Source organism: Marinomonas pontica (genome assembly GCF_036322735.1).
Lineage (GTDB): Bacteria > Pseudomonadota > Gammaproteobacteria > Pseudomonadales > Marinomonadaceae > Marinomonas > Marinomonas pontica.
Map to the genome: position 1 here is coordinate 569308 of NZ_AP027271.1, position 14925 is coordinate 584232.

Here is a 14925-nt window from a genome sequence, read left to right on the forward strand (position 1 = left end):
CATATGGCGAGTAACTATTCAGACAGACAGTTTCAGGGCACGTACCTTTTTGATGGCAAAATGGCCAAAAAAGGCTACGGATTAAACAAAATGTGCTTTTCGTTCAACGATCAAGCGGCACGCGATGAGTTTAATGCGGATCCAGAAGCGTACTGTGAAAAATTCAAGCTGACGGAAGCGCAAAAAGAAGCCATCCGCAACAAAGATGTGATTGGCTTGCTGCGCGAAGGTGGCAGTATTTATTATTTGGCTAAGTTTACCGGCTTGTTAAAGCTAAACATGCAAGACATTGGCGGCTTACAAACTGGCATGAGCACCGATGAGTTTAAAGCGATGCTTGAGAAGAATGGGCGAGGAGAAGTCTAATGGCGAACATTATTGGCGCGGTAACCACGTCTCACATACCAGCCATTGCGAATGCAATGGCCAATGGGTTGGAACAAACCCCTTATTGGAAACCGTTCTTTGATGCTTATCCTCCTGTGCGAGATTGGCTCAATGAGAAAAAGCCAGATGTGATCATTCTTTTTTACAATGATCATGGCTTAGAATTTTTCATTGATAAAAAGCCAACGTTCGCGATGGGTGTGGCGGATGAATACCATAACGCCGACGAAGGTTGGGGAATCCCGACGATTCCACCGGTGACGGGTGAATCGGAACTGTCTTGGCACATTGCGAACAGCATTGTTGACGAAGGTTTTGACATGACTATTTGCCAAGAAATGAAGGTTGATCACGGTCTAACCGTGCCGCTGAACTTGATGTGGCCAGGACACCAATACGGTCATGTGAAAGTCATTCCTGTGTGCATTAACTGCGAACAATATCCAATGCCTCAGCCTTGGCGTACGTTTGAACTGGGGCGAGCGATCGGTCGTGCTGTTCAGTCTTATGAAGAAGACATTAACGTCGTTGTGTTTGGTACGGGTGGCATGTCTCATCAATTGGATGGCGAGCGTGCAGGTTTTATTAACCGCGCATTTGATATCGATTGCTTAGATAAGCTGGTGTCTGATCCAGAAGCGTTAACCAAGTACACCAATATGGATCTTGTTGAACAAGGCGGCGCGCAAGCCGTTGAATTGAACATGCACATCGCCATGCGCGGTACTTTGCTGGGAAAAGTGACGGAATTACACCGTAATTATCATGCGCCTATTTCCAACACAGGTTCTGGTCTGATGTTGCTAGAGCATGAGATGCCGAAAGGCGAGTAACTTCTTGCTGCTGAAAAAGGCGATTCATTTGAAACTCAATGAGTCGCCTTTTTTATTGGGCTAAAAACTCGGTTCTTAAACGCTTAACTCTTTTCTATATCCAGTAGCTTATTGACTGTGTTGGATACATGAAGCGCGCCTTTTAATATCTCATCAATGATGCCTGATGCTTCATCGATTAATTGGGCATTTTCTGTCGAGCGTTCACTCACTTTGCTCATGCTGGACTTGGCTTGTAAGGTTAAATTGCTGTTTTGCGCGACCATTTCTTCAATTTCAATGGTTGATTTACTGGTGCGTGAGGCCAGCGTTCGGACTTCGTCAGCCACCACGGCAAAACCACGGCCATGTTCGCCAGCGCGAGCGGCTTCTATCGCGGCGTTTAGCGCCAACAAGTTCGTTTGGTCGGCAATCGAACCAATGGTGGTGACTATTTTGGCGATGCTCTCAGACTGCTGGTTAAGCTGTTCAATAAGGTTTGTTGACGTTTCCACATCCGCGACGATTTTGTCAGATGTTTCTACTGTTCTGCGTAATATCTGCGCGCCATTTTCAGATACCTGAGCGGTTTCAACGGACGTCGAATGCGCTATCTCAGCGGCATGTTGGATCGCCAGTTGGGAATTAACTCGTTCCGTAATGTCAGAGGCAACTTTAATGACCTTAACAACTTTCCCAAATTGGTCAAACACCGGATTGTAGCTGGCTTCTATCCAAACATTTTGTCCTTGTTTATTGATTCGTTTAAATTGGCCTGTTTTAAATTCACCACTAGCCAGCTCTGCCCAAAATCTTGGGTTTTCTTGATAAAATTCTGGTGGGCAAAATTGACGGTGATGTTTGTTGGTTATTTCGCTTACCGATTTGTAGCCCATGGTGTTAACGAAATTGTTGTTGGCGGTAATAACTGTGCCATCAGGTAAAAATTCGATTATCGCAGAGGATCGATCTATTGCTTTGAAAATAGAGTTTTGACTGTCTGCTGCCATCTTATTTTGGGTTACGTTAGTGGCAATTTTAATGACTTTAACGACTTTTCCTTCTACTTCAACAGGAAAGTAAGTGGCTTCTAGCCAAATATCTGAGCCGTCTTTGTGTTTGCGTAATACGGTGCCTTCTTTGCTTTTTCCGGCGGCTAAATCAGACCAAAAATGACTGTAATCTGGGCTTGAAGTTACTTTGCTTGGGCACAGCATCGCGTGTTTTTGCCCTGCAATTTCTTCTAAACCATAGCCTACTGTGCTGAGGAATAATGAATTGGCGTCAATGATGGTGCCATCAGGTAAAAAGCTAATGGTCGCACAGAATTTTTCCATGGCATTAATGAGGGCTTTGTCTTCTTGATAAGAAGCCGCTGCCTCAATCGCTTTAATGTTTGCGCTTGTTTTATCTTTTTTTGTAAAAAACATAGTGATTCCTCGATCGGGATCTTCAATAAGCCAACCTATTCCTTGTCGTTGTTTGTTTGATTGTCGAAATTTAGTCGATTTTGTGCTTTTTTAATGTTGATGATTTGTTGTATACGTGTGAGGTGTGTGAGCGGTGTATGTGTTTACGTAACCGTTTGGGAAAGTATTTGGAATGAAAGGTTGTATTTGTGTGCAGTAGAAAAGGCGGATTATGGCTCCGCCATTCTTGCAAAGGTTTTCTCAAATTGACCGATATTTTGCTGGATATAGTCGATAAATGACCGCATTGTTGGGGTTGGATGACGACCCTGTGGGTGGATTAAGCACCACGATCGGCGAAGGGGAAAGTCTTTGATCGGCACTTCGACTAAGGAGCCAAGAGCCAGTTCAGACAGAATGCCTAGTTTGGGCAAGACGGCAACCCCCAACCCTGAAATCACGGCGTGCTTGATGGCGTCGTTAGAGCCAATTTCCATTTCCGCTTGTAAGCGAATACGTTGTTTTTGACAGTGAAGTTCCAATGCCAGACGGCTGCCCGAACCGGGCTCTCTTAATAATAGATGTTGGTCTAAAAACGCACTTAACGTGATGTCTGGTGTTTTTAAAATAGGGTGGTTTTTGGGCACGACTGCGATCAGTTCATTGTTTAAAAACGGTATGCTAAACATGGGTTTATCGTTTGGTACCATGCCCATGATCGCAAGTTCATCGTGGTTCTCATTAAGCCGTTCAATGGCGGCGGCTCGATTCATGACGCTGACTTTAACTGTGACATTAGGGTGCAGGCTGGTATAGGCACGAAGTAGGTATGGCACCACATACTGCGCTGTGCTCACCGCCACTAAGTTTAGCTCGCCAGATATCAATCCAGTTTCTTGAGATAGATCGTCTTGAAAGCACTGTATTTCATCGAATATGGCATGAATGCATTTTGCCAAACGTTTGGCTGTAGCAGTGCTGTATAGCTGTCGACCAACGTATTCAAACAGTGGCTTTTCCAGTGCCTGCTCAAGCTGTCGTATTTGGTTGCTGACGGCGGGTTGACTGAGCCCCAGCATGTCACCAGCTCGGCTATAGCTGTTTAGCTCATACACGCTTTTAAACACTTGTAATTGTCTAAATGTCAGTCTATTGACTAAAGTTTGAACGCTTTGAGGCATTGTTTTTGTTTCCTCTTAACTTTTTAGCTCGCTTTTATCTATAAGACTCTTATCCATAAGGTATAGGTTATACATAACCATCGTAATATCAATTTTTACTTTGGTTAATCTTTGAGTAGTCTGCTAAGTGTTCAATAGAAATGCTTCAACAATAAAGGAGTGACTCATGTTAAAAAAAGTGTTGATCGTTAACCGAGGTGAAATTGCGGTTCGTATCATTCGCGCTTGTTCAGAGGCTGGGATTCGCTCTGTTGCTATATTTACGGAACCGGATCGATACGCATTGCATGTAAAACGTGCCGACGAGTCGTACTCGTTGGGCGAAGATCCTCTTGCCGGTTATTTAGACCCGTTGCGTCTTGTCAACTTAGCCATAGAAACGGGTTGTGATGCGATTCACCCAGGTTATGGCTTTTTGTCAGAAAATGCCCATTTTGCGGAATTGTGTGAGCAAAAAGGCGTTACCTTCATCGGCCCTCATTCGTCTGTTATCCATAAAATGGGTGATAAAACCCAAGCCCGCGACAGCATGCGTGCCGCGGGAATTCCCATCACTCCAGGCTCAGAAGGCAATTTAGCCAATCTTGAAGAAGCCTTGGCATTGGCTGGGAAAGTAGGGTATCCGGTGATGATTAAGGCCACGTCAGGTGGTGGCGGTCGAGGTATTCGACGCTGTGACACACCAGAAGAATTAACTTCGCAATATCCTCGAGTTATCTCGGAAGCGACCAAAGCCTTTGGTTCCGCAGAGGTGTTTTTGGAAAAATGCATCGTTGACCCTTGTCACATCGAAGTCCAAGTATTGGCCGACTCTCAAGGCAATGCGATCCACTTGTATGAGCGCGATTGCTCGATTCAGCGTCGTAACCAAAAACTGATCGAAATTGCGCCAAGCCCACAACTCACCCCAGAACAGCGCCAGTACATTTGCGACCTCGCCGTACGCGCCGCCAAAGCGGTGGGTTATGAGAACGCAGGCACAGTGGAGTTTTTATTGTCAGGCAATGAAGTGTATTTCATGGAAATGAATACGCGGGTGCAGGTGGAGCATACGATTACCGAGCAAATTACAGGTGTTGATATTGTTCGTGAACAGTTGCGGATTGCGTCTGGAATGCCACTGAGTTTTCGTCAAGAAGACATCGCCTACCGCGGCTATGCGATGCAGTTCCGTATTAATGCGGAAGATCCAAAGAACGATTTTTTACCCAGCTTTGGTCGTATTACGCATTATTACGCTCCGGGTGGTCCGGGTGTTCGTGTGGATACGGCGATTTACACAGGTTATGAGATCCCACCTTATTTTGATTCCATGTGTTTGAAGCTGGTGGTGTGGGCATTGACTTGGGATGAAATGGTTGCGCGTGGTCGTCGGGCTATTGACGATATGCGTTTGCATGGCATTAAAACCACGGCCAACTATTATCAGCAAATTCTAAAGCATCCAGATTTTATTAAGGGCGAGTTCAACACGGGATTCGTTCCAGCGCACCCTGAATTATTAAATTATTCTGTTAGACGCCACCCAAGTGACATCGCTTTGGTGTTGGCAGCCGCTATTGCAGCGCACGTTGGTCGATAATCCGCAGGAGGAAGAAAATGAGTCAAGTTAAACAAAAAATAGAAGTGACAGATGTTACCTTGCGTGATGCTCACCAATCGCTTATTGCCACGCGTATGCGAACGGAAGACATGCTGCCGATTTGTGAGAAGCTCGATCAAGTGGGCTTTTGGTCTTTAGAGGTGTGGGGCGGTGCGACCTTTGATGCTTGCGTGCGCTTTTTGAAAGAAGACCCTTGGGAGCGTTTACGCCAACTGCGTGCTGCTTTGCCAAATACCCGTTTGCAAATGTTGTTGCGCGGTCAGAACCTGTTGGGTTATCGCCATTATGCTGACGATGTTGTGGAAGCTTTTGTGCAAAAGGCCGCCGACAACGGCATCGATGTTTTCCGTGTGTTTGATGCGCTAAATGATTTGCGCAATATTGAAACAGCCATGAAAGCGGTAAAAAAAGCCGGTAAACATGCGCAAGGTACGATTTGTTATACGACCAGCCCAGTGCATACCCCAGCCTTGTTTGTCCAGCAAGCTAAAGCCATGCAAGCCATGGGCGCAGATTCCATTGCCATTAAAGACATGGCTGGTTTGTTAACACCCTATACGACGTATGACTTGGTGAAAGCCATCAAAGAAGCGGTTGATTTACCTTTGGTAGTACACAGCCATTCAACCTCAGGTTTGGCGCCTTTGTGCCAGCTTAAAGCGATCGAAGCGGGTGCCGACCGTATTGATACGGCGATTTCATCCTTTGCCAGCGGCACCAGTCACCCAGCGACGGAAACTCAAGTAGCGGCATTAAAAGACACAGATTACGACACCGGCTTGGACTTGACCTTGTTGTCCGAGATTGCCGATTACTTCCGTGATGTGCGCAAAAAGTACCATCAATTTGAAAGTGAATTTACTCGTGAAGATGTATCTGTGCAGGTAAATCAAGTGCCGGGCGGCATGATGTCCAACTTGGCGAATCAGTTAAAAGAGCAAAATGCGTTAGACAAAATTCGTGACGTGTTTGCTGAAATCCCTCGTGTTCGAGCTGACTTAGGTTATCCGCCGTTGGTGACACCAACCTCGCAAATTGTGGGAACGCAGGCGGTGTATAACGTGCTGGCGGGGCAGCGTTATAAAACCATTACCAATGAAGTGAAACGCTATTTGTTGGGTGGTTATGGTCAGCCGCCCGCGGCAGTAAATGCGGATGTGCAGAAAAAAGCCGTAGGCAATGAAGCGGTTAATGACGCTCGCCCTGCAGATTCGTTGTCGCCAGAGCTTTATAAACTGCGCAATGAAATCGGTGAGTTAGCGAAATCAGAAGAAGACGTACTGACTTATGCTATGTTCCCTGAATTAGGTCGTGAATTCTTACAGCAACGTGCTGACGGAACCTTGGTTCCAGAAGTCTTGCTACCGCCAGAACAAGCGAGTCAAAGTGCAGCCGCAGGAGGCTTGGCTACCGAGTTTAAGATTGATGTGCATGGTGAAGTCTACAACGTGGAAATCACCGGCGTGGGTGACTTTGGGGTTGGTAAGCGCAAACTTTACCTGTCTTTAGATGGCATGCCAGAAGAAGTGGTATTCGAATCGCTGAATGAATACGTTGCGGAGGGTGGCGCAGGTCGAGCGCGTGCCACAGAGCCGGGTCACGTTAGTGCGGCGATGCCGGGCAATATCATTGATGTGCTTGTTCAAGAAGGCGATGCCGTGACGGCAGGTCAAGCCGTACTCGTAACGGAAGCCATGAAGATGGAAACCGAAGTCCACGCCAATGTGTCTGGAACAGTTAAAGGTGTTTTCGTTAAGAAAGGCGACCGTGTCACACCGGGTGAACTGTTGATTGAGATCGCTTAATTGACATGACATTGAAAGCGCCTTTTCATAAAGGCGCTTTTTTTTGCATTTTTCTGAGTTATAGAACGTCTTGGCAACGAGCTTGGAAGGCCTTTAGCTTTTCGATTAATTCGTTGGTTTCTTGTGATTGGTATTGAGGGTGGTTGGCCTGAATGGAGTAGTGGCCACGATAGCCTTTTTGATGCAGGTGTTCCATCACACTCAAAATACTGCTTTCGTAATATCCATCGCCCGGAATCAGGCGTTTATGGTGATATGTCTCTATTTGATCTTCGAGCGAATAGGTCATGCTGCTATTGAAGTCTGAACATTGCACGAGAAAAATACTGTCGGTTGGAAGGGTTTCAAGTGCATCGATATCTTCCGACTCACTGAGAAAATGAAACGTATCAATCACCAAGCCAAAGTTGGGGCTGTTGACGTCGTTACAAAGTGCGGCCGCGGCTTGGTAACTGCCAATGTAAGGCGACCAAGGCAACGCTTTTAGTGCAATTTTAATACGATAGGGAATCGCTAAATTGGCCAAAGCGCGAAGGTCGGCCAAGATTTGCTGATTGTCGATGTTTTTGGAGCGGATGGTCGGCGGTGTAACAACCAATAAACGACAATGTAATTGCGCGAGTGTTTTTAAATAATTGCGCGCCAAATCCATATCGTATTCGTGGATATGGTTGGTGTTTCCACCAAACTCTCGCAAACTGGAGGCGCTGCTGATTTGAATGTTGTGACGTTTTGTCAGCGCTGCGATGTGTTCGATATCGCGTCTGTCTGCCCCAAAGTCTTTATGTGTCAAATCAATGTGAAGAAATCCATGCTGAGCCAATTCATGGAATCTGCTGTCTAATGTGATGGGTAATAAGTTAGCCGCAACTGTAAGCATGTTATACGACCTCTATGGCAAAGGCGCGATCATCACTGGCCAGTGTTTGCAGCAACGCGGGATGGTGTTCGCCTGCCTTAAAGGTGACGTTACTGAAGAATTCGTTGTCATGCTGTGTCGCGGCCATCTCGACAAAACGAAGGCGTGCAGAGTGTTGTCCGGGCAATTGTAAACACTGCGAATCGACGGCTTGGAAGCCAAATAATCGTTCAAAAAACGTTACCCAAGTGGCGGCTCGGTCTGGATCAACTTGGACGGTAAACTCTTCATAGTGGTCTAATGTATGCGACACATGCGCATTTTCTGTGGCGGCGATTTTTTTGAAATCAATGTCATACACGCTGAGATCATCACGCACTTGATCCACCAAATAAATTAATGTGCCGCCAACGCTTTCGATGCCAGGAATGTTCACTTCCATAGGGCCAGAATGGTTTGAAGAATCCCACGCGCCGCGTTTGATTAGTTCGGCGTGAGCCGCGGAGGCGTCATCACATTTAAATGCCAGCGCAAAAAGCGCAATTCCCATATCGGCGACATACGCCTGTAATGCAGGATCTTGGGAGCAGTTTATGATGATTTTTAACTGGTTCTGCCGAAATAAGAAGACATCTTTGCGGCGATGTTTGGCCGACAGTGTGAACCCCAGTTGATTCAATAATGGCGTCACACTGTCTAACGAGGGCGCCACTATTTCGATAAATTCGATGCCTAGTAAGTTTGCAGTAGACAACGGTTCGATGCCATTTTGACCCATAATATGATCCAGAAAAAGATGAATAATGCTTAGCACATCTTATGAACGCGCTAATGTATAACTCTTTTAACATATAAGCAGGATGGCGGGTGCGCAAATAAAAAGTGCGATTTAGGTATGAAGAAATGATCCAATCGAATCGCTAAAAAATTATAGATTCGATTGGATGGTCGTTATCAAAGGAAGCGTTAGCTAAATTCTTCGGTGTCTATTTCCGCTTGTTGCGCGGCGGTATAGCGTGTTCCATGCACATTATTTTGGTTGATCATTTCGTCTAGCAAACGGACTTGTTTGGCATCCAGTGTTAACTGCCCAGCGTCAAAGTTGTCTTTCATGTGATTGACCGAACGCGTGCCTGGGATAGAGATAATGTTGCTGTCTTTTGCTGTGAGCCAAGCCAAAGCCAATTGAGCTGGAGTGCAGCCAATGTCTTTCGCGAGATTGAAGTAATCATTCAGCAAGGCAAGATTATTCGGGTAATGTTCCGCGTTAAAGCGTGGCATATTGTTACGAATGTCTTTGGCTTCTAAATCGGCAATGTCTTTTAGTGTGCCGGTTAAAAAGCCACGAGCCAAAGGACTGAAAGCCACAAACGTAATGCCTAGTTGTTTGCAGGTTTCCAGTACGGCAATTTCTGGATTGCGCGTCCACAAAGAATATTCCGACTGGATGGCGGTTATTGGGTGCTCGTTATGGGCGCGAGTTAAGGTTTCCGCTGAGACTTCAGACAAACCGACCGCGCCAATTTTGCCTTCTTTTACCAAGTCGCCCAATGCCCCTGCGCTTTCTTCGATAGGTACATTGAAATCCAAACGATGCAAATAATATAAGTCGATGTGATCCGTTTGTAGGCGTTTTAAGCTGTCTTCACATTGCTTGCGAATGTTTTCGGGTCGACCGTTGATCTCCTTTTTGCCATCTACCATGGCCATGCCGCATTTGCTGGCAAGGAAAAAATCATCACGGCGATCTTTCAGGGCTTTGCCGACCAAAAGCTCATTATTACCACCGCCATAAAGTGTGGCCGTGTCAAAGTGTCGGTAGCCCATCTCGAATGCCTGATGGAGTGCCTCAATGGCCTGCTCTTCGGCCACGGGCGAGCCGTAAGCGTGAGATAAATTCATACAGCCTAGGCCGATATTTGGGTTGGTCAGATGTGGATGTTTTGACATAAAAAAATCCTTAATAAAAACAAGGAGCCGAAGCTCCCTGTTTGTGTTTTATCGTAGTATTTCGAGAGCGTCGAACTTAAGCGTCTAGGCATTCTTCTAAACGATGCAAGGTTTCCATTGCTTCAATCGCTTGCGTTACACACGAGTTTGGCGCGCGACCTTCTTGGATAGCGGCAATGAATTCACGATCTTGCAGCTCAATGCCGTTATTTGAAACAGCAACGCCAGTTAGGTCGATTTTGTTGTCGTTACCATCGAACAAGTCGTCGTAGCGCGCTAGGTAAGTGCCATTGTCGCAGATGTAACGGAAGAATGTACCAAATGGGCCGTCATTGTTAAATGACAAAGACAAGGTGCAAATTGCGCCATTAGGCACTTTCATGCCAATGCTCATGTCCATTGCAATGCCAAGCTCTGGGTGAATTGGGCCTTGAAGTGCTTGTACCTTGCTGGCCGTTTCGCCTGTTTGGTACTGGAATAAATCGACAGTGTGGCAAGCGTGGTGCCATAGCAAATGGTCAGTCCACGAGCGTGCTTGACCAAGGGCGTTTTTGTTTGAGCGGCGGAAGAAGTAGGTTTGCACGTCCATTTGTTGAACGTTTAATTCGCCTGCCATGATTTTGTTGTGAATCCACTGGTGTGACGGGTTGAAACGGCGAGTGTGTCCAGCCATAGCAACAAGATTGGTCTTTTTGTGAACTTCAACGACTTTGCGCGCGTCTTCAATGGTGTCAGCCATTGGAATTTCAGACATGACGTGTTTGCCCGCTTCTAGGCACTGGATAGTTTGCGCTGCGTGCATTTGAGTTGGAGTAGCTAAGATAACCGCGTCCACGTCGTCACGAGCCAAACTTTCAGCCAGGTCGGTTGTGTAATGTGGAACGCCACGTTCTTCTGCGAAGGCTTTGATAGCATCGATTTTAGTGCCAACGACAGAAACGACCTCAGCGCCTTCAATTGCCGCAATGGCATCCATGTGTTTCATGCCGAAAGCGCCTGATGCGCCTGCGATACAAATTCTCATTAGTCTACTCCTAAAAGTGCGAGTGTTTATTGTGAGGGCGAGTCGCCCGAGTCTTATATTAGCCACAAATCTAGCATTCGACATCTAATGGGGATAATCAATAAACCGCATTAGCTATTCATTTTATGCAATGCCTCATTTTTTTCACTTACCTGAAGTGCTCGGAAATTTCTCTCAATAAACTCAGAAAATGCGATTGCGTTACCGTTGGAAGCCAGCTTTTACGGACACAAAGGCCAATAGGACGGCGGGTGTGGTCCAATGGGAAATTGAGTACATTGAGTAATTCAATATTAATTTCACGCTCGACTTGATGCGCTGAAATTAATGTAAGTCGGTCGCTTTCGATGAGGAGTTCTCGAATAAGAATTTGAGAACTGGATTCAACCAATCGTGTGGGTAAGGCAACCTTAGCGTCGTGAAAGATGTCTTCAAAGGCTTGCCGAGTCGGTGTGCCTTTGGCGGGAACCACCCAAGCAAACTGGGCTAGTTCTTCGGCGCTAATATGGCGTTTGTTCGTCAATGGGTGTCCTTTACGAGCGACCACCGACAAGGGGGGAGCCCATAGTTCTTCTTGAACCACATCGTCAGCCGGTGTTGGATGACGTAATGCTCCGAGTATGATGTCGATGTCGCCTTGGCGCAGGTGATGAAGTAAGTCGGCGTAGGGGCCTTCAGTGACGTTGATGTTGACGTCTGGGTGGCGCTCGTTAAATTGCAATATGGATTTTGGCAAGATGGTCATACGCGCCAGAGGCATGCTACCAATGGTGATCATACTGACGTCTTTGCTTTGTAGGGCGTTGATCTCATAAATGCCTTGACGTAATTCACTAAACGCCAATTTGGTGGCTTTGGATAATGTCTGTGCGGCTTTGGTCGCGCTGGTGCCAAGGCTGTTTTTTTCGAATAACACCACACCCAGCAGACGTTCTAGATCCCGTGCGGCACGATGAACGGACGATTGCGACACGGCCAAATTACGGCTGGCAATACTGAAGTTTTGGGCTTCACATACCGCGATGAGTGCTCGTAATTGGGTGGTGCTGATCAGCGCGATGAGATTCTTTGGCGTACGTTCTTTTTGGGTGTTGTCTTTAACAATATCGAGGGTTGCCGCATGGATGTGATCTATCGCTCGACTGACTCGTTTTTGCCACACTTCACCCGCTGCGGTGGGGTACATTCCGTCAGAGTGACGTTCGAACAGCGGCGCGCCGAGCAAGCCTTCGAGCTTTGCAATGGCTTGGGTAATCGCGGGCTGAGACAAGAAGATGTGTTCAGACGCTCGGGTGATGCTTTTTAACTCAGCCACAGCAAGAAATACGCGCAAGTGTCGTAAGTTGGGTATCGCAATCTCCATATGACCTCCTGTTTTTTTTAAACTATATCAAAAATGAATATCAAAGAAATCAAAATGAAGGATTAATTGCCTGTTTTTTCCTATATATGGCCATTTTTTTCACGGTTGATAAATATATTAAAATGAATGCGTTCTATTTTTTAAATGTATAAAAATAGATTTAGGTCAAGGATTGTACAAGGTGTTTGTTTTTATACTCGCTGCTAATGAACGTCAGTTCTGTTAAGTACTTTGACTTTTTGTGAGGAAAAAATGAATCAGCTTGGTCCCATTCCGGGCAATATCCTGTTTGATGGCCCCATGGCTACGAAAGGGTATCCCTTAAATAAAATGTGTTATTCGTTCAATAAGGCGGATGCTCGAGCGGCTTTTCTAGCAGATGAAGAAGCCTATTATGACACCTTTGGGTTAACAGAGGATCAGAAGGTGGCGGTCAGAAACCGCGATGTTATTGCCATGTTGGAAGCGGGGGGCAGTATTTATTATCTCGCTAAATTTGCCGGCATATTGGGGTTGAATGTGCAGGATGTTGGTGGATTACAAACCGGCATGTCGACTGACGAGTTTAAAGCGTTTTTAGTGAAGCAGGGAGAAATATAATGGCGAAAATATTGGGCGGCATTGCAACGTCACACATTCCTGCTATTGGTGTGGCGATGGATAAAGGACTTGAGCAAACACCGTATTGGAAATCGTTTTTTGACGCTTATCCACCGGTTCGCGAATGGCTGTATGCACAAGAAGCGGATGTCGCGGTGATTTTTTACAACGATCATGGATTGGAGTTTTTCCATGACCGTAAGCCAACGTTTGCGATTGGTGCGGCGGCACAGTATGAGAATGCCGATGAAGGTTGGGGGATTGCCGAAATTCCACCGGTGACGGGTGAGACGGAGCTGTCTTGGCATATTGTGAATGAATTGGTGGAAAACGAGTTCGACATTACGGTGTGCCAAGAGATGAAGGTCGATCATGGCTTAACTGTACCATTAACCTTGATGTGGCCAGGGCACAAATACGGTCACATTAAAGTCATTCCAGTCGCCATCAATTGTGAACGTCACCCCATGCCAAAGCCAAGCCGCTGCTTTGACTTTGGTAAGGCCATTGGTGATGCTATTCGTTCTTATGCTGGGGATCAGAAAGTGGTTGTGTTTGGCACGGGTGGTTTATCGCATCAATTGGATGGTCAACGAGCGGGTTTTATTAATAAGCCGTTCGATTTGTATTGTATGGATAAAATAGTAGATGAACCTGAAGAACTAACGAAGTTGAGTAATTATGACTTAGTTGAAAAAGCCGGTTCTCAGGGCGTAGAGCTGAATATGTGGTTGGCGATGCGTGGCGCTTTGCAGGGCAAGCTGACTGAACTTCATCGCAGTTATCATTTGCCTATTTCGAACACGGGGGCTGGCTTGCAATTGTTAGTCACAACCGATGCTATTTAAAACAGGGCTTTATCAATTTGTCATGCTGATATAATTTTTCCAATCAAAATACATGTCAAATTGTCATACAACAAAACGTGAGTTTTGGTATACGCTTTCATTATCAAGGATAAAGGAAGCGTTTTTTTTCTTTATCGCTCAATTTTTGTTGTTATGACATTCTTTTTTGGAATACGTTGGAGGCAATTACAATGTTACATCTCGGTCTTATTGGTCAGGCGATTGCCGCTTCGCGCTCTCCTTCTTTGCATATGATGTTAGGCGAGCTAAAAAACTTGCCAGTGGATTATCAATTGCAAGTGCCTGAAGACGATAGTGCTGCCTCGTTTAATGCGAAATTGGCCGAAATTCGCTCTTTAGGTTTTGTGGGAACGAACGTCACTTTTCCTTATAAACAAATTGCTATCGACAGTGCAGACGAAGTGAATGACGCGGTAAAAAAAGTCGGTGCAAGCAATACGCTTTTATTAAAAGACGGCAAGGTGTGCGCGTTTAATACCGATTACACGGGATTTATTCGTGGCTATAAGGGTCGTGTTGGCGATTTGCCTGCAGGTAAAGTTTTGATGATCGGTGCGGGCGGTGTGGGCCGCGCGATTGGTTTTGCTTTATTTGAAGTTGGCGCGACAGAGTTGTTGGTGTCTGACCTAAGTGAGCGCAGCGCGCAATCTCTAGTCGATGCAATCAACGACGCGGGTTATAAAGCGCGTGTCGTTGCAAAAGAAGACATCGCCACAGCGGCGGCCGAAGTCGACGGTTTGGTAAACTGTACCCCAGTAGGCCATATCAAAAGCCCTGGAATGCCATTAGCGGCTGAGTTTATTGAAAATCAAAAATGGGCATTTGATGCGGTTTATACGCCGATGGACACTGAATTTTTGATAGAAGCCAACAAAAAAGGCTTACAAATAGTCTCCGGTTTTGATTTATTCTTTTACCAAGGAATCGATGCGTTCGAAATTTTCACGGGTGAAGTCGTGACGGATGTAAAACCAGTGTGGGATCAGTTTCGTGAAAAATACGATGTCGTTAGTTCATTGATCTAGAGATTGTTGGCAAGCGAATAAACCCATAGAATGAGTGA

General features: G+C 46.0%; 14 protein-coding genes. 7 read left to right on the top strand and 7 right to left on the bottom strand.

Annotated elements, in window-relative coordinates; genetic code table 11:
* The first annotated feature begins 3 nt into the window (after window positions 1–3).
* Together AABA11_RS02660 and AABA11_RS02665 are read left to right on the top strand one after the other, a co-directional pair.
* The gene (locus AABA11_RS02660) at window positions 4–366 is read left to right on the top strand and encodes a protocatechuate 4,5-dioxygenase subunit alpha (RefSeq protein ID WP_338265117.1); all 363 of its coding nucleotides are present in this window, start codon (window positions 4–6) and stop codon (window positions 364–366) included.
* A complete protein-coding gene (locus tag AABA11_RS02665) occupies window positions 366–1220 on the top strand; it encodes a class III extradiol dioxygenase family protein (protein ID WP_338265119.1) in 855 nt (284 codons plus the stop codon). The genes AABA11_RS02660 and AABA11_RS02665 overlap by 1 nt, the downstream gene beginning before the upstream one ends.
* An 83-nt stretch (window positions 1221–1303) precedes the next feature.
* On the opposite strand, the gene AABA11_RS02670 is transcribed toward AABA11_RS02665, so the two are convergent.
* The gene (locus AABA11_RS02670; protein WP_338265121.1) at window positions 1304–2629 is read right to left on the bottom strand and encodes a methyl-accepting chemotaxis protein; all 1326 of its coding nucleotides are present in this window, start codon (window positions 2627–2629) and stop codon (window positions 1304–1306) included.
* Window positions 2630–2838: 209 nt separating this feature from the next.
* Window positions 2839–3789, bottom strand: a complete 951-nt coding sequence (locus AABA11_RS02675; protein ID WP_265727706.1) for a LysR family transcriptional regulator — start codon at window positions 3787–3789, stop codon at window positions 2839–2841.
* Window positions 3790–3955: 166 nt separating this feature from the next.
* Between AABA11_RS02675 and AABA11_RS02680 the strand changes: the two genes are divergently transcribed.
* Both AABA11_RS02680 and oadA read left to right on the top strand, forming a co-directional pair.
* Window positions 3956–5371, top strand: coding sequence for an acetyl-CoA carboxylase biotin carboxylase subunit (locus AABA11_RS02680; RefSeq protein WP_338265123.1), 1416 nt, complete (start codon window positions 3956–3958; stop codon window positions 5369–5371).
* 17 nt (window positions 5372–5388) lie between these two features.
* Complete coding sequence (gene oadA / locus AABA11_RS02685) at window positions 5389–7197, top strand: sodium-extruding oxaloacetate decarboxylase subunit alpha (protein ID WP_338265125.1); 1809 nt, start codon at window positions 5389–5391, stop codon at window positions 7195–7197.
* Between the two features lie 58 nt (window positions 7198–7255).
* Here the strand turns inward: oadA and AABA11_RS02690 are convergent, their stop codons facing one another.
* The 5 genes from AABA11_RS02690 to AABA11_RS02710 form a co-directional block, all read right to left on the bottom strand.
* A complete protein-coding gene (locus tag AABA11_RS02690) occupies window positions 7256–8077 on the bottom strand; it encodes a sugar phosphate isomerase/epimerase family protein (RefSeq protein WP_338265127.1) in 822 nt (273 codons plus the stop codon).
* Window position 8078: 1 nt separating this feature from the next.
* Entirely contained in the window at window positions 8079–8834 is a 756-nt protein-coding gene (locus tag AABA11_RS02695) for a hypothetical protein (RefSeq protein ID WP_338265129.1), read from the bottom strand.
* A 188-nt stretch (window positions 8835–9022) separates the two neighbouring features.
* Complete coding sequence (locus AABA11_RS02700; RefSeq protein ID WP_338265131.1) at window positions 9023–10006, bottom strand: aldo/keto reductase; 984 nt, start codon at window positions 10004–10006, stop codon at window positions 9023–9025.
* 76 nt (window positions 10007–10082) lie between these two features.
* Window positions 10083–11030, bottom strand: a complete 948-nt coding sequence (locus AABA11_RS02705; RefSeq protein WP_338265132.1) for a Gfo/Idh/MocA family oxidoreductase — start codon at window positions 11028–11030, stop codon at window positions 10083–10085.
* Window positions 11031–11178: 148 nt separating this feature from the next.
* Entirely contained in the window at window positions 11179–12393 is a 1215-nt protein-coding gene (locus tag AABA11_RS02710) for a LysR family transcriptional regulator (RefSeq protein ID WP_338265134.1), read from the bottom strand.
* Window positions 12394–12645: 252 nt separating this feature from the next.
* Here AABA11_RS02710 and AABA11_RS02715 point away from each other — a divergent pair, with 252 nt between their 5' ends.
* The 3 genes from AABA11_RS02715 to AABA11_RS02725 all read left to right on the top strand — a co-directional run bounded on the left by AABA11_RS02715 (window position 12646) and on the right by AABA11_RS02725 (window position 14887).
* Window positions 12646–12993 carry a protocatechuate 4,5-dioxygenase subunit alpha gene (locus AABA11_RS02715; protein ID WP_265727699.1) on the top strand — a complete coding sequence of 116 codons (348 nt, stop codon included), beginning with the start codon at window positions 12646–12648 and terminating at the stop codon, window positions 12991–12993.
* Window positions 12993–13841, top strand: a complete 849-nt coding sequence (locus AABA11_RS02720) for a class III extradiol dioxygenase family protein (protein WP_338265138.1) — start codon at window positions 12993–12995, stop codon at window positions 13839–13841. The genes AABA11_RS02715 and AABA11_RS02720 overlap by 1 nt, the downstream gene beginning before the upstream one ends.
* Before the next feature lie 191 nt (window positions 13842–14032).
* Window positions 14033–14887 (top strand): shikimate dehydrogenase family protein, encoded by an 855-nt coding sequence (locus AABA11_RS02725; RefSeq protein ID WP_338265140.1) that lies wholly within the window; start codon window positions 14033–14035, stop codon window positions 14885–14887.
* The last annotated feature ends 38 nt before the right edge of the window (window positions 14888–14925 follow it).